General features: G+C 73.8%; 8 protein-coding genes. 3 read left to right on the top strand and 5 right to left on the bottom strand.

Going from position 1 to position 22740, the window contains the following annotated elements; translation table 11 throughout:
• Positions 1 to 10 precede the first annotated feature (10 nt).
• Positions 11 to 8347: a putative T7SS-secreted protein gene (locus D7231_RS28845; protein ID WP_120758516.1), complete on the bottom strand. Its 8337-nt coding sequence runs from the start codon at positions 8345 to 8347 to the stop codon at positions 11 to 13.
• A 207-nt stretch (positions 8348 to 8554) separates the two neighbouring features.
• On the opposite strand from D7231_RS28845, the gene D7231_RS28840 reads away from it, so the two are divergent.
• Both D7231_RS28840 and D7231_RS28835 read left to right on the top strand, forming a co-directional pair.
• Positions 8555 to 9544 (top strand): hypothetical protein, encoded by a 990-nt coding sequence (locus tag D7231_RS28840; RefSeq protein ID WP_120758514.1) that lies wholly within the window; start codon positions 8555 to 8557, stop codon positions 9542 to 9544.
• A gap of 61 nt (positions 9545 to 9605) precedes the next feature.
• Complete coding sequence (locus D7231_RS28835; protein WP_120758512.1) at positions 9606 to 9908, top strand: hypothetical protein; 303 nt, start codon at positions 9606 to 9608, stop codon at positions 9906 to 9908.
• A 63-nt stretch (positions 9909 to 9971) separates the two neighbouring features.
• Here the strand turns inward: D7231_RS28835 and D7231_RS28830 are convergent, their stop codons facing one another.
• Both D7231_RS28830 and D7231_RS28825 read right to left on the bottom strand, forming a co-directional pair.
• Positions 9972 to 14630 (bottom strand): FtsK/SpoIIIE domain-containing protein, encoded by a 4659-nt coding sequence (locus tag D7231_RS28830; RefSeq protein ID WP_120758511.1) that lies wholly within the window; start codon positions 14628 to 14630, stop codon positions 9972 to 9974.
• Positions 14627 to 16360: a hypothetical protein gene (locus D7231_RS28825; RefSeq protein ID WP_120758509.1), complete on the bottom strand. Its 1734-nt coding sequence runs from the start codon at positions 16358 to 16360 to the stop codon at positions 14627 to 14629. The genes D7231_RS28830 and D7231_RS28825 overlap by 4 nt, the downstream gene beginning before the upstream one ends.
• A 614-nt stretch (positions 16361 to 16974) precedes the next feature.
• On the opposite strand from D7231_RS28825, the gene uriT reads away from it, so the two are divergent.
• Positions 16975 to 18444 carry a uridine transporter UriT gene (gene uriT, locus D7231_RS28820; protein ID WP_120758507.1) on the top strand — a complete coding sequence of 490 codons (1470 nt, stop codon included), beginning with the start codon at positions 16975 to 16977 and terminating at the stop codon, positions 18442 to 18444.
• 333 nt (positions 18445 to 18777) lie between these two features.
• Here uriT and D7231_RS28815 read toward each other — a convergent pair whose 3' ends face one another.
• A complete protein-coding gene (locus tag D7231_RS28815) occupies positions 18778 to 19974 on the bottom strand; it encodes an aromatic ring-hydroxylating oxygenase subunit alpha (RefSeq protein ID WP_120758506.1) in 1197 nt (398 codons plus the stop codon).
• Between the two features lie 36 nt (positions 19975 to 20010).
• Positions 20011 to 22716 carry an undecylprodigiosin ligase RedH gene (gene redH, locus D7231_RS28810; protein ID WP_120758505.1) on the bottom strand — a complete coding sequence of 902 codons (2706 nt, stop codon included), beginning with the start codon at positions 22714 to 22716 and terminating at the stop codon, positions 20011 to 20013.
• Between the last annotated feature and the right edge of the window lie 24 nt (positions 22717 to 22740).

Here is a 22740-nt window from a genome sequence, read left to right as displayed (position 1 = left end):
GAACTGCTCATCATCCGTCCTCCGCCGCCGGGGACACCGCACCGGGCCCGCCCGCGCCGTCGGCGGCTCCGGCGGAACCTCCGGCCCCGGGAGCCCCAGAAGCCCCGGGCGCCCCGGCGTTCCCGGGCTGGAGCGCCGCCAGGCGGCCCCGCGCCTCGTCCGCCATGCGCTCCGCCCAGCCGACGTTGTAGTACTCGCGCAGGAACGCGTGGAGCTTGTCCATGCGCTCTTCGAACGGCCGGACCGACTTCCAGCGGCTCTCCATGGGCCGGAGGGTCTTGGACCAGCTCTCGACGTGCTGCCGGATCTCCGCCTCGGACCACGTGTGCGTCCTGGTGAGGGACTCGGCCAGGTCGGCGAGCCCGGCGAAGTCCTGCCGGGTCAGCAGCTGCTCCATGAACCCGTCCATGTCCCGCATGAAGGGGGTGAGGAGACGTTCCTTCAGGACCGTGTACTGCTCCTTGCTGCTCCAGGCCTTCTCGTCGTCGATCTTCGACAGCGCCAGGTCGACCTTCTTCCGGTGGCCGGCCGCAAGCCCCTCGTAGATCTTCTTCGTGTAGGTCAGCTCGCTTCCGGGTTCCAGGCGGAGCTCACGGCGGAGGTCGTTCGTCCGGGAGAGCCCGAGCCATTCGCCCCGGGGGCCCAGGAGCATGTCGCTCTCCTGGCTGATGATCTTCCACCGGCCGTTCGCCCGGTCGTGCCACAGGACGTTGGTGACCTCGAACTGGCCCCGCTTCACCGGCGTCTCGTACTCCGCGTCACCGAACCAGTCGACCACCGATCTGTTCGTGTCCAGCCGGAAGCGCATGTCGGCGCCCTGGCTGGAGCCGGGGGACTGGAAGTGCCAGACCGTGAAACCGGTCTCGTCGACGTTCGTGACGGCCAGGGCGCAACCGTTCATGGTGCCGGTCACGACGAGGTTCGAGCCGAGGCGGTCGTCGGGCACCAGGGGAACGCGTGTGTGCCCGATCCCGACGATGTCGACGTTCCCGCTCAGGTACGGGATGTGTCCGGGCGTCAGGTACGCGCTGTCCTCCGCCGCCGCGGGAAGGCGGCCGTCGCTCGCGTAGTGGGCCAGACCGCTCCGCCCCGCGTTCACCTGGATGTACTTCTCGACGGCCGGCGTGAGCATCACGGTGCTGCCCATGTCGGACCGGCCTTCGGGCCGGAAGACCACGAACCAGTGGTCGCCTTCCCAGGCGTCCATCTTCTCCAGGAACGCGCCGATGTCGTTGCTCGGCATCCACGGCATCCGCGCCGCGATGTTCTGGCGGAAGTTCACGGAGACCGTGTGCGAGGCGAAGAACGCCTCGGGGGTGTCGGCCAGGGCGCGCGTGAGCAGCCCTTCCTGCAAGGCGAGTTCCGGCCGCGGCGCCACGGGCGGCGCGCCGGCGTGCATGGGCGGGGCCGGAGCCGGAGCCGGGGTCTGCACGGCGTCCGGCACGGTCCCGCCGGGTGCGGTCTCCTCAAGGACCGGCCCCGAGGGCGCCGTGTCCGAGGCGGCCGTGTCCGAGGAGGACGCCTCGTCGGGTGCGGCCCGCCGCATGCCGCCGGGCAGGCCCCGGCTCTCGCGCCCGCTGCGCGTGATGGTCTCCTCGATCTCCGCCTGGACCGCCTTCGGGTCGATGCCGAGAGCGCTCAGCTCGTCGCCGGCCCGCCGCAGCCGTTCCTCGGCGGCCGCGAGCCGGAGCTCGGGCGGCGAGGGCTGCGCCGACGTCGCCGACGGCCCCGCCCCGCCGGCGAACCGCTGCTTCCACTCGTTCACTTCGAACTCGGCCCGCCCGCGCTCCGCGTACGCCTGCGCGAACTCGTCGCACGCCCGGGACGCCGCCGGCGCGTCGAGCCGGGCACGGGCCTCCCGCTCCAGCTCACCGGGCCAGCGCGGATTCCCGAAGCGGTCGATGATGCCGCCGAACCGGTCCTTCAGGCCGTCGTCCAGCGTGCTCCTGCCGAGGGTCTCCAGGAGGGAGTCGGCCGTCGCCCGGCGCTTGCCCTTGATCTTGTCCGCGGTCTCCGCGAGCGCGGAGAAGTCACCCGCGGCCGCGAGCCGGGCCTCCTCGTCCAGCCGGGTCTCGAAGACGACGCGCAGGACGTCGTTCTGGAGGGGGCCCGCCTGGCGGGGACCGACCTTCGTCAGGGACGAGAGGAGCTCGCCCTCGGTCTTCAGGCCCTCCTCCGTCAGCATCCCGCCGTAGATCTGCCGCGTGTACGCCGCTTCGTTCCCGCCGGTGAGGTGGAGCGGGAAGACCTTGGTCCCCCGGTGCACGGTGAAGCTGTCGAGAGTGAGGTTCATGGACGCCCGGTACTCCTGGCTGAGCACGTGCCAGGAGCCGTCCGCCTGGCGCCAGAGCACGTTCGTCGCCCCCGGGTAGCGGGCGCCCGACTCCGGTGCCAGGTACATCGCGTCGCCGATCCAGTCCCTGACCGCACGCTCCGGCACGACGCGGCCGTCGAGGGCGCCGGCGCGCCCCACCCGGAAGTTCGTCGCGAACTTGTTGGCGGTGGTTCCGCCGGGGGACTGGTAGTGCCAGACCCGGAAGGTGTCCTCCGTGACGTCGGTGACGGCGAGGGCGCAACCGTTCATCTGCGGCGTGAAGACGAACTCGGATCCGGTTCCTCCGCGGGGAGTGCGGCGGATGACGGCGCTGCCGATGTCGTCGGCCTTCTTGGCCAGCCCGGCCTTGTAAGGGATGAAGGACGCGGCCAGGTAGTCGCCGTCCGCCATCGGCTTCAGCAGCCCGGGGTGCCGGGCGAGTTCGGCGGCCACTCCGCCGGTGTGGCCGAACGCCTGGGCGTACTTCTCCACCGCGGGCGTGAGCAGAACGGTGCGGTGGCTGAAGGGGAGGGCATCGTCCCGGTACAGCACGAACCAGTGCTGGTCCCAGTGGTCCATCTGCTGCACGAAGGCGTCGACCTGCGCGGGGCTCAGCTCCGGCATGCGCGCCCGGATGCCCTGCTGGAAGTCGGTGTACACGGGGTGCTCGTCGAGGAACTTCACGGGATCCGCGGCGAAGGACTGGGTCCGGACGCCTTCGAGTACGGCGAACCGGTTCTCGACCTGCCCCACGGCGGGGAGGGGCGTCGCAACGGCGCCGGTGACCGGCCCCGGCGTGTGCCCGAGGCCGGGCAAGGCGTCGCCGAGTTCGTCGAGCCCGTCGAGCGCATCGGGCAGGGCCTCATCGGGCAGGGCCCCGTCGGGAACGGCCTCATCGGGCAGGGCTTCGGCGAGCCCGTGCGCCGGCGCCCCGGAGTTCGCCGGCCCGGCGGCGAGGTGCGCGGGTTCCGTCTGCGGCGCGGGCGCGTGCGGGAGTTCGCCGCGCCGGGAACCGCCGAGCGCGGTCCCGTCTCCGGTGCGGATCCTCGCCATGGCCTCGTCGATCCGGTCGCTCGTCGTCCGCGGGTCGATTCCGAGCTCCAGGAGGTGGTTCTCCGCACGGGTCAGATCGGTTTCGGCCGCGTCCAGCCGGGATTGCAGGAGCTGCCCGCTCCTCGTAGAGCCTGTGGAGGGGCCTGTAGAAGGGCCTGTGGAGGAGCCGACGCCGGGCTCTCGGCCGGCACCGGCGCGCGCCTGCAACTCGCCCAGGTTGCCGCGGGCGATCTCGTACCCGTCCCACGCGGCGAGCCGGGCCTCGGCCTCCTGACCGGTCGTGCCGCCCGTGATGATGTCCTGCCGGACCTGGTACCGCTCCTGCATGGCGAGTGCCGCGTCCCGGGCGCCGGGGCGGCCGCCGGGCGAGGGGAGGGGCAGCGGCTCCTGCGCGTCGGCCCGCCCCTTGCCCTTGCCGCCGGCCGGGGCCGGCGCGGGCGCGTCGTGCTCCGCGAGGTGGGCGGCCGGGGGGACGGGACCGGTCTCGGCGGCGCTCCCCGGCGGCCGGGCTTCGCTCGTGACGTGCGTGCCGGCCTTGATACGGGCATCGGCCTCGTCGACCGCGGCGAGCCACCGGGGATTCTCGAAGTCCGAGACGGCCCAGGTGATCTTGTTCTTCACGTTTTCGGGCAGGGGCATGTCGCCGAGGGCGCGCCGGACGCCGTTCGCCGTGGTCCCGCGCTGGTTCTTGAGCGTGTCCACCGTCGTGGCGAGATCCTCGAAACTCGTGATCCGCGCGAGTTCCGGGTCCTCCCCGAGGAGGGTGCGGGTGATCGGTTCGAGGACGTCCTCCTGGAGCATGTTCCGCGTGGAGGTCGAGAGTCCGGGCGTCTGGAGCGCCGTCAGCAGCTGGCTCTGGACCGCGAGGTCGGCCTCCTCGCGCATGCTGTCGTAGATCTTCCTCGTGTAGGCGAGTTCGCCGCCCGGAGTCAGGCGCAGCGGCTGGACGAAGGGCTCGCGGGGCAGCGTGAAGGCGCCGAGGTCCAGGCTGAGCGGTGCCCGGTACTCCTGGCTCAGGATGTGCCAGGAGCCGTCCGCCCGGCGCCAGAGGACGTTCGTCGCCCCGTTGCGGAACCCCGTCGGCATCGGACCGAGGTAGTTCGCGTCGCCGAACCACTCGGTGGGGGACTTCTCCGCCCGGAAGCGGGTGGCGAACTCGCGCTGCATCAGTCCGTTGGGGGACTGGTAGTGCCAGGCCCGGAAGGCGTCGTCGGTGACGTCGGTGATGGTGAGGGCGCAGCCCGTCATGTCCGGCGTGAACACGAATTCCGCACCGACGCGGTTGCCGGGGTTACGGGAGATGACCGCGTTCCCGATGTCGGCGGTGCTCGTCGCGGAGCCGTACTTGTACGGGATGAAGCCCGAGGAGAGGTAGTTGTCCTCCGCCATGGTGTGGGGGAGGTCGCGCTGGGCCTCGAGTTGTTCGAGCAACTCCCTGGTCTTCGGGGGCACCTCGGGCGTGGGGAACAGCTCGCCGTTGCGGAACGCCTGCACGTAGCGTTCCACCGCGGGGGTGAGCAGCAGGGTGCCCTCGCGGGCGGCGGGGTCGCCGGCCCGTACGAGGACGAACCAGTGCTGCCCGAGGTCGCCCATCCTGGTGATGAACTGGTTGGCGAGTTCCCTCGTCAGACCGGGCATCCGCGTCATCATGCCGAGGTCGAAGGCCGTGTAGACGGGTTGCCTGCCCATGAACGCCAGCGGATCGCCGGCGAACTCCGCGGTCCTGCCGCCTTCCGCCGCCGCGAACCGGTTCTCGACGCGGCCCACGGTGACGGGGTGGGACGGCGGCGCCGGGACGGTGTTGCCGGGGGTGCCGTCGGGGACCGTTCCGCCGTGCGGGCCCGTCACGTCGTCCAGGTGCAGGTCCGCCAAGTCGTCGGCAGCGTGGCCGGCCGAGGGTCCCGCGGCCGTGTTCGCCCCGTTCACCCCGATCGCCTCGTCTGCCTCGTTCGCCTCGTCGGCGAGGACCCGGGAGAGGTCGGGCCGCTCCGAGCCTCCGGGCAGGCCGCCGTGCTCCAGGACCGTGCGGGCGTTCAGCGACCGCACTTCCTTCAGGGTCGCGTCCGGGTCGATGCCGAGCTCGCGGAGGCCCTTGCGGGCGTCCTTGACCTCGGCGACGGCGGCGTCCAGCCGCTCCTGCGCGGCGGTCCGCGCCGGGGAGGGCCCGCCGGAGGGGCCGGCGCCGGGGGTCCTCGGGGCTCCGGCGCCCGCGTCGCGCTGCGCGGTGCGGAGGTCGGCGAGGGAGTTCTCGTACGCCACGTAGCGCTGCATGCGGAGCTCGGCCGTCACCTGGTCCGCGGCACCGCCCGTGATGACGTGCCCGATGGAGAGCCGGAGCTGGTTCCTGACGGTGGCCGCGGCGTGTCCCTCGATGCCCGTCGGCACGGGGGCGGCCGGGCCGAGGGGCGACGTCTGCCCGGACCGGGACGGCGGACGCAGGTCTCCCGGCCCGGCCGAGGGATCCGGGCGGCCGGGCCCGCCGCCCCGGGGCGCGACCACGCCCTCGCCGGCAGGCCCGGCGTGCGCGGGGTGAGGAGCAAGGGGCTGCGGCGCGGCCTGCGCGAGGTGGGCCGCCCCGGCGGTGTCGGCGGAGCGGCCGGGCCGGGCCACCAGGTCGAGGGCGTGGGTGTCCACGCGGGACGGAGAGACCCCGGCCGCGTCCAGGGCGGCGCGGGAGGAGACGCCGCCCGCGGGCTTGTCGGCCGACGCGCTCAGCCCCGCGCCGCGGGGGCGGGCGTCGTCGCCCTTGAGCAGGGCGAGGGCCTGCTCGCGGCTGTTCACCGCGGACAAGGGCGCCGGCGCGTCGGCGACCTTCACCGTGTGCGGGGCCTGCGGTGCCGTGTCCTTGAGCGTGGTGGCGGCGGGCGGGTGAGCGGTGCCGTGGGCCGTGGAGGCCGCCGTGCCGTGCTGCGGAGAGGCGACGTGCGTGGTCACGGGCGGGACGGACTGCGCCGGCAAGGCGCCCGGCACCCCGCCGTGCGGCGTCGCGCTGTGCGAGGCCGCGTTTCCCACGGCGCCGTCGGGGAGCCCGGCCGCGCCGGGGAGGCCGCCGGTGTGCGGCACGCCGCCGTGCGAGCCGGCCGCCAGCGACGACAGGGTCTGGGCGTTGACCGTCACGTCGGTGTCCCGGCCGATGCGGAAGGCGATGCCGTCCGAGGAGATGCCGCGCAGCGTGATCTCGCCCTGCTGGAGGGCCAGGAGTTCGGGGAACTTCAGGTCGGCCAGGTCCTCGGCGTGACCGAGGGCGCCGCGCGCCAGGCCGGTGCTGTCGGCCACGGCGTCCCCGGCCTTCGCGAGTCCGCCCGGCACCTCCACGCCGTGCCCCGTGGCGGGCGCGTCGGTGAGGAGGGAGAGCCCGGAGGGGTGCCGGGCCCCGTGGACGACGCCGACGGCGGTGTCGGCGGGGAGCAGCAGGTTGCTGTCGAGCCGGATCTGGCCGAGGGAGGCGTCGAGGTGGGTCAGGGGGGTGACGGCGGAGTCGGCGGCCGCCGCGGGCACGGCCAGGCCGCCCCTGCCGAGCGTGAAGTTCTCGGGCAGGGGCGGGGTGACGAGCCCTTGGACGGCGTGCAGGCCGGGGGCGGCGTTCGTGCCGGCGTGCGCGGCCGCGCCGGTGCGGGGCAGCAGCACGTCGCCGAGCTTGGCGAAGCCCAGCTGGGTGAAGTCGAGGGACGGGGTCCGGGTCAGCGAGAGGTGGAACAGGTCGGTCGACACCGACCCGAGGCCCGGGCCGGGGCGGAGCCCGCCGAACGGGCCGGTTCCGAGGTGCGCGCCCGCCCGGCCGGGGAACCCGGGGCCGTGTCCCCCTCCGGCCGCCCCCGGGTGGACGCCCTTCATGAGGTACTCCAGGTCGCCCGCCCTGGCCATCATCTGACGGAGCGAGTGCTGCGGGATGCCGAGGACGCGGTCGGCGAAGGCCAGGGCCGCCGCGCCCCGGAAGCCGACGACGCCGATCTCGGCGAAGTTGAGGGGCAGCAGGGCCGCCACCCCGAACCGGCCGAGCCTGTTCAGGGTGACCATCCCGTAGGCGCCGGCCTTGGCCCAGGCGCCGCTGAGGTTCCCGGTGACCTTCGCCCAGTCGTCGAGGCCGGCGCGGCCGAGGGACTTCATGCCCGTCCACACCAGGGGCACGAACCCGCGCAGCCCGGCGCCGAGCCGGGAGCCGAGGAGCAGGGGCGCGACCACCAGGCGGCTCGTCCCGGTGAGGCGGGCGAGGCGGCCGACGTCGTCCAGGAAGCCGGCGCCGCCCGCCTTGATGCCCTTGCCGAGGGCCTTGAGGGTGCCGCCGATGCCCTTGGTGGACGGGAAGAGGATGCCGAGGAAGGCGAGCCCGAGTTGCAGGCCGGTCGCCTTGCCCTGGCTGAAGTCGACGGCGACCTTGATGAAATTGACGGCGTTCATCGCCCAGGCGAGGATGCCGAGGAGGCCGCCGGTGAAGATGGCGAGGATCGAGACGATGATGGTGAGGATCTCGAAGGCTTCCCAGAACAGCTCGCAGTTGCTCACCGGCATCTGCATCCGCTGGCCCGCCTCCGTGAGCTGATGGCTCAGCTGGGTGACGGCGGCGTTCAGTTCGCTCCGGGCGTTGTTGACGCGGTCGGTGAGTCCCTGCCGCAGGGGGTCGTCCTGGGCCATCCCCTGGGCGGCGTTCAGGGCCTGGTCGGCAGCCGACTGCGCGGTGGCGACGGCGGTGGCGTAGGCCCGCATCGCCGCCTCGGCCAGGAGGAACGACTCGCGCACCGACCCGGCGAACTTGTTCAGGTGCTCGTCGACCTTGCCGCGCAGCGCCTCGGCGGTCTTGCCGATGAAGCGCTGCCCCTGGGCGGAGGTGTCCTGGAGGGCGTTGAGGCCGTCGTGGATCGTTCCGGCGGTGTCGGCGAGCCGGCGCATGGCGTCGGCCAGGCCGTTGATGACGGCGGGGTCGCCGGGGACCGGGTCCCCGCTCAGCCCCACGGCGTTCCAGTCACCGGGACGCGTGGCCACGTCTGACGCCCTCCCCCTCGCGCACCGCGCCGCCCTCCCCGGGCGGCCCACACGGTCTACCTGTCCGATGGGATCGGAGTGCCTTCGGTTCACTCTGTGGAGAAAGTCACCACTGAGACGGAAGTCTCCTCCCGTGACAAGTGAACGGATTGTGCAGGAAGGCCATCTGTCGGTGTGACAGTTTCGTGCGACCGCGAGGAGGCGACCGTGCCGGACGTAGCCGTGGACTACGAGCTGCTCTACGACGTGGCGAAGAAGGCCCGCTCACTGAAGGAGCAGGTGGCCGAGGCGCGCACGCACGCGCCCGACCCCTCCGCCGAGCAGATCGGCCCGGCGGGGGCCAGGACGGCGGTGCGCCAGTACTACGTCCGGTGGAGCGGGGCCTTCAAACGGTCCGAGGAGAAGCTGGACAAACTCGGCGAGCTGTACGAGAAGGTGGGCAAGGAGTGGGCCGCCTGGGACTTCAAGCTGGCGGCCGACGCGAACCGGCAGGGCGCCGCCATCGCCGCGGACCTGTGGAAGGGGCGGAAGGCCGCCTACGACGAGTGGCAGAAGCTGGTGGCCGAGGGGAAGGCGGACCCGAACGACCCGGACGCCCCCAAGGACCCGGGGCAGGCGCCGGCCACCTGGACCACCACCGACCCCAACGGCAACTCCACCACCACGACGTACACCTACGGCCCGGACGGCAAGCCGCAGACGGTCACCACGACCGTCACCACCAAGAGCGGCCTGACCAGCACGGAGACGACGACCTACCGCCCCGACGGCACCTACGAGTCGCGCTCCACCGACGTGCAGGGCAACGTCACGGTCACCAACGGCCACTCCACCACGGCGGACACCGCGCCGAACGCCAAGACTACGACCAGCAATTTCCACAGCACCACCACGTCCGCGGACGGCAAGACGACCGTCACGAGTGGCGACACCTCCTCGGTCTTCAACCCGCAGACCGGGCAGCGGACCACCCACACCACCTACACGACCACCGGGCCCGACAAGGACGGCAAGCAACGGACCGTCACGGGCACCATCGACACCACCGTGGACGACAAGGGCGGCGAGACGACCACGACCGTCGAGCTCAAGAAGGACGGCAGCGGGACGAAGACCGTCGAGACCCCCGACGGCCGCTCGCAGAAGTGGGTCAGCAGCACCGCCGGCAAGGACACCGGCTGGCGCCTCGAATCCTGAACCGGCCCCGGCCGGAGCAGCAACACAGCACCCCTCACCCGGATCACACCAAGGAGACACCATGCCCCAGGGCAACGTCAGCATCGACTACGCCGAGATCGACAAGGTCGCCAAGACGATGAACGACGCCGTCACGAACATCGTGCCGATGTTGCAGTCCACCAAGACGACCGTCGAGGGCCTGCTGGACAACGGCCTGTTCATGCAGCAGAGCAGCCCGGCGATGAAGGCCTCGTACGAGAAGCTGACGCTCTCCCTGAGCGAGGCGATGAAGGGCATCACCGCCTTCGCCGGCCAGTTCCAGAAGATCAAGACCGCCGTGGCGCAGATGGACGCGGACATCGCCAAGGGCACCAACGGCTGACCCGCACCCGCCGCACAGCGCGAGGCGCCCCCGGCCCGCCGGCCGGGGGCGCCTCGCGCGTCCTCACCCCTCCTGCAACACGGTCTCCGGCACGAGGAGGGAGACCAGATCCCCCGTCACCGGATCCACCGTCAGCCCGCGCCCGGGCACGGGCCGCGAGCGCAGCAGGTCGTACGGGAGCCGCACGCCGAGCATGTCGCCCTCGCTCGGGGACTGCGGGGCCAGCAGCAGCCCCTTGCGGAGCCTGCGCGCCTGCCCCAGCCAGCCGAACCCGGCGGAGGTCAGCGCCTCCGGAGTGCCCGCGGCCGCCAGCCCGATGCCCCGGTCGCGACCGGTGGCCGCGATGTCGCGCAGCACCTCGTCGGCCGCGGGCATCGAGGACAGCAGGTCCGCGTCGTCGACCAGCACCACGGCCGGGCCGGTGCCCGCGTCGAGCGCGGCCCGCACGTCCTCGTCGAGCGGATCGGCCTGCGTCAGCACGGTGGCCAGCGGGTGCCGGGCCAGACCGCGCAGCGGCGATTCGCGCGGCGTGAGGGCGACCACCCTCGTGCCCCCGGCCAGCAGGGAGACCGCGAGGGACGCCAGCGTGGTGGAGCGCCCCGTTCCGGGCGGGCCGCTGATGAGGAACGACGGCGCGTCCGCCGCGAAGTCCACGCCGAGCGGCGCCAGATCGTCGCCGCTGATGCCCAGCAGGCCCCACAGCGGACGCCGCCGCGCCTCGGGCACCTTGTCGTACGCGTCGGCGAAGGCGATCTTCGCGGGCAGGCTGAGCACCTTCGCGGGACGCCGCGCGGCCGGCACGGCGCGGTCGCGCCGCTCCGCCCGCGCACCGATCTCCCGCAGCGCCTCGGCCTGGTCGCGGCCGCCGGCCGGGGCGGTGGCGCCCTCCGCGGGACGGCCCAGCAGGGCCACCTGGACCTCGGTGCCGCTGCCGCCGCGCCAGCCCCGCCCCGGCGGCACCAGCTCGGGGATCCGCCTGGCAGCCACGCCCGCGAGCGTGTACTCGGTGCGGTCGGTCAGCCGGAGCAGCAGCCGGTCGTCGTTGAGCGCGGCGGCCTTGCCCGTGAGCAGGGCCCGCTCCGAAGTGGCGACCACGTGGATGCCCAGGGGCGCGCCCTCGCGGATGAGGGCGGTGAGCTCGTGGACGTAACGGCCGCCGTCGTGGTCGCCGAGCAGGGCCACCAGCGAGTCCCAGCCGTCGACGAACACCACGATGTGCGCCGGCCGGTCCTCCGGCCGCAGCAGCGACCGCAGTTCGGCGAGCCCGGAGGCGCCGTGCGCGGCCAGCAGCTCCTGACGGCGGGCCGTCTCGGCCATGAGCCGGGCCAGCAGCCGGCCGATGCGCTCCAGGTCGGCGCGCGGCACGACGGCCCCGCAGTGCGGCAGCGGGTGGAGCGCGGCGAGCGCGCCGCCCCCCGCGTCGATGCCGTACAGGTGCACGTCCGCCGTGGAATGGCGGCGGGCGAGCGCCCCGGCGAGGGTGCGCAGCACCTGGGTCCGGCCCGAGCGCGGAGTCCCGATGACGTAGAGGTGGCCGAAGGTGTTGAGGTCCAGCTCCAGGGGCTCCTGGCACTGGGCGCCCGGCAGGTCGGCCAGCGCCCACGGGACCGGGGCGAGGTACCCGTCGGGGAAGCCCGCCGGAACGGGCCGCTCGGGCAGGTCGTCCAGGGTGAGCCGGTCCGGCAGCGGCGGCAGCCACGGGCTCGGCTGCTGCGGGATGCCGAGGGCCGCGGCCGCCTCCTGGACGGCCTCGACGAGCGCGGTCAGGTCGGTCGGGGCCGAGGGGTCGTCCAGGAGACCGGGGTCGTCCTCCGCGGCGCGGTCCGGCCCCGGCGCGGGCGCCGGACGCCCCAGCCGGGCCCACGTCACGTCCGTCGTGCGGATGTCGGCGGCGGTCACGGGCTGCTCCGGCCGCACCGCGACGGGCCCGGCCTCCGCGGCCGGCCCGCCCTCGCGCGGCGTGCCCGCGTACGCGGTCTGGAACGGCAGGACGGAGCGGTGCCCGATCCGGGCCAGCGCCCGGCCCGGCGTGCCGGCGGAGATGCCGACGGCGTCGTTGACCTCCAGGACGTCCTGGCTGTCCGCGGCGTCGGTGACGCGCAGCGAGATGCGCAGGTTGGTGTTGGCCCGGATGTCGGCGGTGACCACTCCGGCGGGCCGCTGCGTCGCGAGCACCAGGTGGATGCCGAGGGAGCGGCCGCGCTGGGCGATGGAGACCAGCCCCGGGATGAACTCCTGCACGTCCCGGGCGAGCGTGGCGAACTCGTCGATGACCAGGACCAGCCGGGGCAGCGGTGCGAGCGAGGCGTTCCGCCGCCGCATGGCCCGGTACTCGGCGTGGTCCTTGGCGCCTGCCGCCGCGAGGACGTGCTCGCGCCGGAGCAGCTCGGCGCCCAGAGAAGTGAGGGCGCGCTCGACCAGGTGGCTGTCCAGGTCGGTCACCATGCCGAGGGTGTGCGGCAGCCGCACGCAGTCCTTGAACGCGCTCCCGCCCTTGTAGTCGACCAGCACGAAGGTCATCTCGTCCGGCCGGTTGGCCGCGGCGAGCGTGGCCACCAGCGTCTGGAGCAGCTCGGACTTGCCCGCGCCCGTGGTTCCCGCGATCAGGGCGTGCGGGCCGTCCTTGACGAGGTCGAACGAGACGGGCCCGGAGTAGCCGGAGCCGAGCAGCATGCCGGTAGACGCGGGCTGCCGCTCCCACCTGCGGACGAACTCGTCCCCGTGGGGCGGTTCGAGGCCGAGCAGCCGCAGCAGCCCGACCTCGGCGGGCAGGCCGTCCGAGCCGTCGGGCGTCACGTCGCGCACGGGCGCCAGGGCACGGGCGACCCGCTCGCACCACGCGGCGTCGACCAGGTCCGGCCGGGCGGTGGTGACGTCGGTCCGCCCCGTACGGCGCAGGGTGAGTTCGCGGGCGCCGACGGAGCAGACCGACACGCACTCCTCCGGGAGCATCCGCTCCTCGCGGTCGACGCAGATCAGGAAGACCCGCACGGCGGGCCCCTCCTTGAGGACCTGGATCATGCCGGGGACGTCGCGCAGGTGCCGCGCCCCGTCGAGGACGACGAGCAGGTCCGGCTCGCTGATCAGCGCCCCGCCGAGCCCGGACTCCCGGGCGCGGCTGCGGGACCGCACGGCCGAGACGAGCTCGGTGACCCGGGCGGCGACGGTCTCGGGATCGTTGCCGAGGGTCACCGCGGGCCCGCCCGCGGCCGGGGCGGCCACACCGCCCTGCCCGGGGCGGGCGTGCGGCAGCCAGCGCACCCACTCCCAGCCGGCCGCGCCCGCGGCGTCGGTGAGCACGGTGATCCGGACGTCGCGCGGGCTGTGCAGGATCGCCGCCTGGGCCACGGCCCAGCGGGCCAGGGCCGCGGTGGCCTCGCGCTCCCCGGCGATGCCGAGCACCCCGTCGCCCACCAGGTCCACCCCGACCGGCATGTCGGGGATGTCCCAGTGGACGGAGCGGTGGTTGTCCTCGCGCGCGGTGTCGTCGATGGTGAGCAGGGACGGCTGCCGGACGGTGCCGACGCGCAGGTGGAGGTGGTCGGCGTGCGAGCGCTGGCGCTCCCAGAGCCGGGCGCCGGGCCCGACGGCCCACAGGCCCGCGGTCGCGGGGTCCGGGGACGCCTCGGTCCGCAGCGCGCGCTCGCGGTCCACCTTGGCTTGGACGTCCTGCTCCAGCGAGGCCCGGCGCGTCCGGTAGCTGGCGGCGGCGGCCACGTAGTCGCGCCAGCCGGTCCGCTTGCCGCTCCAGTGGTTCGCGAGCGCCAGCACCGGGCTGAACAGCGCGAACACCAGGTAGTAGTACGACTTGAGGAAGACGACCATGCCGATGCCCATGACCAGGGGTGACAGCATCATCAGCAGCGGGACCGCCCGGTGGGTGGGCGCGACGGGCGGAGCCGGCAGGACGAAGCGCTCCGGCTGGAGCGGCGGGACGATGCGCGGCGGCCGGTTGAAGTCCAGGTGCGCGCCGTCCGCGGAGACCGCGAGCGCGGCGTCCGCCTCGGTCGGCTCGGCCACGCGGAGCAGGAACTCCCCGAGGACGAGCTCGCCGCCGAGCGGCCACGCGCACCAGCCCGGCGGCAGCGGTTCGGCCGGGTCGGCGTCCGGGTCGGGGAGGTCACCCGGCGGAGCCGGGGGCAGCGGAGGCGCGTCCGCGCGCGGCCGGTCGGGTGGCGGAACGGGCAGCGAGAGCGCGGCGTGCGCCTCCTGCTCCCCGGTGCGCAGCAGGACCGTGCCGTCGGGCCGTACGGTCACCTGCACCCCGGCGGGCGGCACGTCCCGCCCCTCCAGCCGTACGGAACTGCCGGGCTGGGGACCGACGGTGTGCGTCCCCGGCGGCAGCGCCCAGACGCGGCCGGCTCCCCGCCCGCCGACGAGCTGGAGCTCCACGCCCGCCGCCCGCGGCAGGCGCTCGCCGTCCGGAGTGCGGGACGGGGACGGGAGCGCGCCGCGGGGCGCGCCGTAGGAGACGGGCTCCGGGGCGGCGGGCCCGCCGAGCCCCAGCCGGACGCCGTCGCGGAGCCCGGCGGCGGTGAGCGTCGCGCCGGGCGGGAGGGGGCGGTCGCCGAGGTGCAGTACGGGAGGCTCGGTGTGGCTGACGGCGGCGTCGCCGGCGTCGCCGAGCCGTTCGGCGAGGGCCTCGACGGTGGTTCCGCCGGGGACGTCCAGGACGAGATCCCGGTCGGCGCCGGGCTCGGTGAGGCTGACGAAGAGTCTCATGGGTGTTCGGGGGTCCGATCCGGGTGCGTGCGGGAGGCGGAGACGCCGGGGGCGGGACGGGAGCCGGCCCCGGAACCGGGCTCGGGCTCCGGCTCCAGCCAGACCGCCCCGGGCGGGGCGGGGGGCTGCTCGGCGGGGGCGGTGCCGGTGCTGGTGCCGGCCGCGGTCTCGGGCTCGGCGAAGTCGCCCGCGTACGGCCCGGGTGCCGGGTCCGGCGGCGTGGGCGCGGGGGGCACCGGGGCCGCGGGTGCGGAGGCCGTGGCGGCCGGGGGCGCGGACGCAGCCGCCGCCCGGGGCGCGGGAGCAGCCCCGGGCAGGGGAGCGGTGGCCGGGGGCGCGGGGGTGGTCGCGGCCGGGGGGACGGCGGGACCGTTCCCGGCGAGAGGCGCGGTGGCCGGGCCGGTCGTTCCGGCTGTGTCGGGTGCGGGCGCGGATGCCGCCGCCGGGGCGGTGGAACCTCCCCCGGGCAGGGAGGCGGCGCCCGGGGGCGCGGGGATGGTCGCCTCGGCTATGCCGTGCGCGGGCTCAGTCGTCGTCGCCGGCGGAAGCGGGGAACCGGGGTCCGGGAGAGGGGCCGTGTTCGGCTCCTGGGCGGGCGGTGCGGTGCCGGCAGTCCGGGACGCGGACACGTCAGCGGGCCCGGCCTCTTCCACCGGGCCGGGGCCGCGTACGACTGGGCCGCCCCCGTCGCCTGCGGGCGGAACCTGCCCGTCGCGGGCGGTCCACCAGCCGGTCCCGCGGCGGCGGAACCTCTTGACAGCGGATCCCACCGCCCTGCTCAGCGCGGCGGACTCCACGTCGATACCGGCGCCCGGCGCGAGCAGCCGCCCGCCCGGCTCGGCGTGGAGGGTCCAGCAGTGCCCCGCCAGCCGTCCGCCGACCAGGGCACGGACCCGCCCCGATGCGCAGAGCGCGGCGAGCCGCTCCCGCTGGCCGGGCGTCGGGGCCCAGCACACCAGCACCACCGGCAGACCCGCACCGTCGGCACCGGCACCGTCGGCGTCGGCCTCCAGCTCGTCGAGGATCCGGTCGAGCTCCCGGCCGGGGTAGCGGGGATGCACCCCGCGGGCGACCCGCACCACGGGCCCTCCGGCGAGCAGGTCGAGCTGCGCCGCCAGCGCCTGGAGGACGCTGCGGGCCACCCGGACGTCGCCTTCCAGGCTCACGGCGGGCGGCCCGCACATCCAGTCGGCGACGACCGTCGCGCCCGAGAGCCGGTCGACGCCGACGACGAGCGGCAGTGTCCGCCGCGCGGGCAGCGCCTCCGCACCGGCCGCGACCGCGGCGGCCCCGGCCGACCACGTCCAGTCGCCCGGCTCGTCGCGGGCGTCCCGCCAGGGCGCCGCCGCCGCGCGGGGACTGCGCCCGGCCACGACGACCGCGACCCGCCGCCGGTCGGCGCTCACCGCGGCCGCCGGCGTGCGACAGCCCTCACCGGCCGCCCGCTCCGCACCGGTGAGCGCGTGGTCCACCAGGGCGGGAACGGCCGGATCGGCGAGGAACGCCGTCAGCGTGCGGACCCGGCGGCGGTGCAGACCGCGGGCCCGGAACGGCGCGGCGAAGGCCCGCCGGGTCACCCGGAGCTCCCAGGCCGCCCGGCGGCAGGCCCGCCGGACACCGCCCTGCCGCGCGACCGCCCGGAGCAGCCACCAGAGGAGCAGCACCAGGACGACGGCCATGCCGGTGAGGATGAAGGACGACTTCTGGTCGGGCATGGGCAGCGCGAGCACCGCAGGAACCCTCCCCGTTCTCCCGGCGCTCACGAGCTGCCCCGCCCACCCGCTGGAACAGGGAATTCCGGAACGTTCTGACGGGGCGTCGAGGCGGGTGGCCGGTCGGGGAATCCGAGCGGGTGGGTGAGCACGGGAACCTCGGAGGTGCGGAGTGGGCGGACGGAGCGCCGCAAGGCGCACCGCTGACGTGCGCCGGCCCGGCGGCAGCCGCGGTGAGCAGCGCATTTCGTGCCGACACGGAGTTACATGTCAAATACAGCCGCCAGGTTGCCTGCCCTGCTGCCCGCCCTCGGACGGGTCCGGCGGCCCGGTCCGGCACGCAGATCACGCCCCGGGCGCGGAATGTGTGTGAACGGTGCATGACGGATAGTGACTGAAGGATCCCGGAAGCGACCGGAAAATCCCGGGTACCATGAAGGGAACAGCGAACCCCTTCGACGGGGTTTTCCTCCAGGTCATGGGCCTGTGGGACCGGTGTCCGGGCGGCGCGGAAGCGCTCCTCCGGGCATTTCCGGATTCCCCCGTCGAGCGGGGTTTTTCTGTGTGCGCGCAGCGTCGCCGCTGTGACGTCGAGCACCCCCACCCCTGCCCCCCACCCCCTGCGTCGAGGCATGAACGTTTCTCTTACCGACCACCGCCCTGCCCGCGTGGGCGTGCTGGTCACCGCACTCCTGACCGCCTGCATCGCCTTCCAGCTCAACGCGAGCATGCTCAGCCCCGCGCTGAAGAGCATCGAGGACAGCCTCGGTGCGAGCTCCGCCGAGATCGGGCTCACGCAGACCGCGTTCTTCACGTCGGCGGCCCTCTTCTCGCTCTTCCTGCCGCGGCTCGGTGACGTCATCGGGCGCCGCAAGGTCCTGGTGGGCATGCTCGCCCTCATGGCCGTCGGCTGCGTGATCGCGGCGCTCGCGACGAGCGTGCCCATGCTGTTCGCCGGGCGGATCGTCCAGGGCTTCTCCGGCCCGGTCGTCCCGCTGTGCCTGATCATGCTGCGGCAGGAGGTGACCGAGCCCAAGCGGTACGGCACCCTGCTCGGCGTGATCACCGCGGTCAACGGCGGCATCGCCGGCGTCGACTCCCTCGCCGGCGGGTTCCTCGCCGACGAGCACGGCTTCCAGTCCGTGTTCTGGGTCATGGCCGTCGTCGCCGTCCTCGCGGCCGCCCTCGCCGCGTTCATGACCCCCGAGTCCAAGGTCCCCGGCGCGGACCGCATGGACTGGCCGGGCGTCGGCCTCCTCGTGGTGTCCGTGGGTTCGCTGCTCGTCGCCCTCAACGAGGCCGGCAAGCTCGGCGCCGCGAACTGGGGCCTCATCGCCGTCCTGGCCGTCGTCTCCGCCGCCGCGTTCGCGCTGTTCTGGCGGACCGAAGGCCGCTCGGCGCACCCGCTCGTCGCCACGCACCACCTGCGCCGGCGCTCGACCTGGGCCACCCTGCTCACCACCACCCTCACCATGACCGGCGTCTTCGCCGTCATGAACGGCCTCATCCCGGCCTTCGCCCAGGACGCCGACGCCGGTCTCGGCATGGGCGCCGAGGGGTCCGCCTGGTGGACGCTGACGCCGTACGCCCTCGCCGGTCTCGCCATGGGCCCCGTCGCCGGCCGCCTCGCCGCCACGTACGGCTACGGCCGCGTCCTGCGCATCGGCCTCGTCGGCTCCGCGGTGTCGGTCGTCCTGATGATCCTGACGATCCCCGCCCACTCGAAGGCCCTGCTGCTGGTGGCGTCGCTCCTCGTCGGCATCACCTACGCGGGCGTGGCGAACATCGTCCTCAACGGCCTCGGCATCGTCCTCTCCCCGCGCGAGAACCCGGGCTTCCTCCCCGGCCTCAACGCGGGCGCCTTCAACCTGGGCGCCGGCCTCAGCTTCGCCGTCCTGTACGCGGTGAAGACCGCGGTCCAGCCCGCGGACGACGCGGCGTCCGCCACGGGGTACACCGCCGGGATGATCGCGGGTGTCGTCATCCTGGCTGCCGCCCTGGCGACGTCCTTCCTCATCCCGAAGCCGGTCGCGGCCGAAGCGGCGGCTTCGGCCGCGGTTGACGCGACGGCTGCGGAGGCCCCGGTCCGGGCTCACGGCTGACGGCCGCCCGACGGCGGAAAACCCCGGCTCCCGAGCCGGGGTTTTCGCTTTCCGGGCGGCGCCCGGGCGGGTTCGGCGGGGTTCGGCACCGCCGGCCTGCGCCGCAGGGGCTGAGCGCCGCTGCGGCGGGATTGGTGAGGCCGGGCCTCACCACGCGTCAGGGCCCCCGGCTCCCCGATACTGTCGGAGCCCCCTGGTAGTGCGCGTCGCCCGGCGCCGTTCGTCGCGGCAGCGGGGTCTGTGAGGCCGGGCTTCACAGCCATCCAGCACCATCCGGCGGGCCGGTTCCCCGGTGCCGTTACCGGAACCCGTGAGGCCGGGCCTCACGTTGGTTCAGCGCGCCCCGCTCGCCCGTACCGCCGAAAGGCCCTCGCCGTTCGCGGGCGCCTTCGGCGTCCTCCGGCCGTTCGCCGGTGCCGGGTGTTTCCCCGCGGGTTCCGTTACCTCGGCGGCCGACGCCGGATCTGCCGCCGTCTCCGCAGCCTTCGCCTCTTTCTCAGCCGCCGCCTCCTGGATCAGGCGCGACCGCATCGCCAAGTACTTGGCGTTGAGTTCGTCGACCGGAGTGAACTTGCTGACGCCGCCCTCGCTGATCTTCGGCTCCTGGCGTTCCATGATGCGGACGTCCTGGACGTCCTGGATCCACTTCTCCATGTACAGGGACATCCAGGGCAGGATGCGGCGCAGCTTCTCCGAGCGGAGCAGCGGTTTGAACGCCGGGTACTCGTACCAGCGCAGGATGTGCTCCGTGTGCCCGTCGTCGACGGGCACCAGCCACGACGTCGCCTCGAACTGCTCGGTCTGGACGTGCACCTGGCACGGGAAGGTGAACGTGATGACGTAGTGCGTCGTGTTCTTCGGGTCGGCCTCGTCCTGGTGGTCGAAGGAGTAGCGGAGCGTCTGCCGTTCGGTGTCCGTCTCCAAGTGGTGGTTGACGATCTTCGTCGCCGCCAGGTAGCGCTCCTTGCCGTCGAGGCCCAGCTTGCGCGGGGTCCCGTAGAGGAACAGGTAGTCGATGTAGTTGAACCAGTGATCACGGTGCACGTACGTGATGTGGTAGAACTCGAGCAGGCTTTCGATGTAGCGGGTGTAGTGGACCGGGCGGGTCCAGTGTGTGGTCGAGTGGACCTTCGGGTTGTCCGCCACTTCCGGAGCCGCCTGGATGTCCGGCAGTCCGGCGCGCTCCTCGCCCCACCACAGCCACACCAGGCCGTGGGCTTCTCGCACCGGGTGCACGGGCACCCGGAGCGAGCCGGGTATTCGGGCCCCCGACCCGAGCGAGGGTATGGCCTTGCAGCCGCCGTCGGGGCCGTAGCGGAAGCCGTGGTACGGGCACTCGACCGAGTTGCCCTTCATCCGGCCGTCGGCGAGGTTCGCGCCCTTGTGGGGGCAGCGCGCGCCCTGGCAGACCAGGTTGCCGTCGAGGTCGCGCCACAGGACCAGCTCCTGGCCCATCCGGCGGACGCCCGTGGGCTTGTCGTTCCGCACCTCCTCGGCCGGGAGTATCGGATACCACTGGTTGGGGATCATCTTTCGTTCCTCCTCGGTGGGTTGCGCTGACGGTGATCAGCCTTCGACTACCTCCACCACCCCCGTGTCCCCGTCGACCATCACCATGTCCCCGGTGTTGATCCGCTGCGTCGCGTACTTGGTGTTCACGACCGACGGCACGTGGAACTCGCGGGAGACGATCGAGCTGTGCGAGAGCATCGAGCCGACGTCGGTGACGACGCCGCCCGCGATGGCGAACAGCGGCGTCCACGAGGCGTCGGTGTAGCGGGTCACGAGGATCTCGCCGGCCTCGAACTCGTCCGCCTGCCAGACCAGGTCCTCCACGATGCGGGCGCGGCCGATGACGCGCCCGGGGCTCGCGCCCAGGCCGCTGAGCCGGGCGCCGCCCGGGGCGGGGCGCACGGCCTGGGTGATGTCGTGCTCGCCGATGAAGGTCAGCGGCGGCTCGGGGAGCCGCTTGCGGTATTCGTGGAGGCGCCTGGCCTCGTCGATCCGCTCGCGCGGGAAGGACTCCAGCTCACCGGCCCCGCCGGCCAGATACGCCCGCACGTCCGCGAAGTCCAGGTGGGCCACCTCGTCGAGCGAGTGCAGGACACCCGCCTCCACCAGCCGCCGGCCCACCTCGTACACCACGTTCCGCACCAGCCAGATCGAGGTGATCATCGACATGCGGGTGGTCTCGCGCAGCTCACTGCACAGCGCGTACAGCGAGATGACCGTCTCGATCACCTTGCGCTGCGGCAGCGAGAGCTTCTTGAGCATCTCGCGCGAGTCGTCGTGGTAGCCGCTGCTGCGCTTGAGGATGTCGTCGGCGGAGAAGCCGTCGGAGGCGTACCGCCGGATCATCTGGAAGATGTACGAGGGGTCGTCGATCCACCGCGGGTGGGTGAGCTCCATCTCCTGGTGGCCGCGGGTGCCGTTGGCGCGCAGGAACGGCTCCATGTGCCGCTCCCAGAACGCGGCGCCCTCGTCGTCCGCGCGCAGCGCCGCCGCGACGTTCTCCAGCGGCTCGTCATTGATGATCTTCAGGACGCGGGGCCGGTCCTTGGCGGCCTGGGCGACGGCCCAGATCTCCTTCGCGGACTCCACGGTCCGCAGGCTGGACATGTCGGTCTTGATGCGGTTCTGGAGGTTCTCGCCCTCCGCGCCGAGCCACATCCGGCACAGCTCGGTGAGGATCCCGTAGAACCCGAAGGCGTTGATGTAGTACGGCATGTAGCCGACGTGCATGTCGTGGAACCAGCCGAGGTTGCGGGTGAGTTCGGCGTGCAGCTCGCGGCGGCTCATGCGCGTGAGGTCCAGCCGCCGGGCGCGGTCGAACTCGTAGAGCCGCGACGTCACCATCGCGCCCGACCGGGACTTCATCCGGAGCGCCTCGGCCGCGGTGTGGCGCAGCCAGTGCGCCGTCGACAGCACGTCCTCCATGCCGCCGGGGAACTTCCCGAACGGGTTCTCGTAGTCGGCGAGCGCGCCGCCCTCGACGTCCTCGCCGACGAACCGCTTGGTGAAGTGGCGCTGGTCGCGCGTCGGCAGGGCCTGGCCCAGCAGGTAGGCGCTGTAGGAGATGTTGAGGTAGATGTGGCCCTGGTAGTAGCCCATGTGCAGGTCGGCGTCGCCGGTGTCGCGGACGCCGAGGGCGGCGGCGCAGTCCGTGTGGACGTTCTCCTGGTAGTAGCGCGCGAAGCTCAGGCCGAGCGGCGTCATCAGCCCGACGAAGATCTCCCCGATGTCCATGCGGGACCACAGGGTGCCCTGCTGGACGGCGTCCGGCTGCTGCGCCACGTACGGGCTGAGCGCCCCGCCGCGCGCCGCCGCGTCGTCGGGGAGCGGCCGGGTGGTGATCGGGCGGGTCTGGAAGAGGTGGAACGCCCCGTCCCGCAGGCCCCATTCGACGTCCTGCTCGCTGCCGTAGTGCTCGCGCACCCGCAGGCCGAGCCGCGCCAGCTCGGCGAGCTGGGCGTGGCCCAGGCAGGGCACGCTGCGCTCGGCGGCGTCGACCTTCGTCATCCCGATCTTCCCGGGAGCCAGCGGCGCCCACTTGGCCACCTTGTAGCGCACGCGCTCCTCGGCGACCTCCAGGCTGCGGTCGTCGACGACGAACAGGTCGCTGGAGACCCGCCCGGACACCAGGCCCTCGCCCAGCCCCCGGCAGGCCTCGACGACCACGCGGTGCGGGCGGGCGCTGACCGGGTCGACGGTGAACAGCACGCCGCTGACGTCGCAGTGGACCATCTCCTGGACGACGACGGCCATCGCCTCGGCCGCGTCGCCGTCGCGGTAGGCGGTGGCCCGCGCGGACCACAGCGACGCCCAGCACTGCCGTACGGCGTCGAGCAGCGCCGCGTCGCCCGCCACGTCCAGGACCGTGTCGTGCTGGCCGGCGAAGGAGCGCGCCGCCGAGTCCTCCTTGAGCGCCGAGGAGCGTACGGCCACCCGCGGCCGGCCGAGCCGCTCGTACGCGGCGAGGACCTCGTCGGCGAGCGGCGCGGGCAGCCGGGTCGCGAGGATCAGCTCGCGGACCGCGCCGCCCTCGGCGCCCTCGATCTTCCCGGCCAGGCCCGTGTCGGCGAGGTAGCGCGTGAAGAGGCCGGTGGTGAGGCAGAACGCGGGCGGCACGGGCAGCCCCGCCGCGATCATGTCGGCGAGCCGGGCCGCCTTGCCGCCGAGGACGGCCGGGTCGGCCGATGCGGGGCCGCCGAGGACGACGACGTCGCCGGAGTGCGGCGCGAGGGTCACGGGGTCAGTGGAACGCGTTGCCATGTCGGGCTCTCCTGGGCGCTCGGG

This window comes from Streptomyces klenkii, assembly GCF_003626645.1.
In the GTDB taxonomy this organism is placed as follows: domain Bacteria; phylum Actinomycetota; class Actinomycetes; order Streptomycetales; family Streptomycetaceae; genus Streptomyces; species Streptomyces klenkii.
Note: the sequence above shows the minus strand (reverse complement) of the source record. Positions and strands in the feature narration are given on the sequence as shown.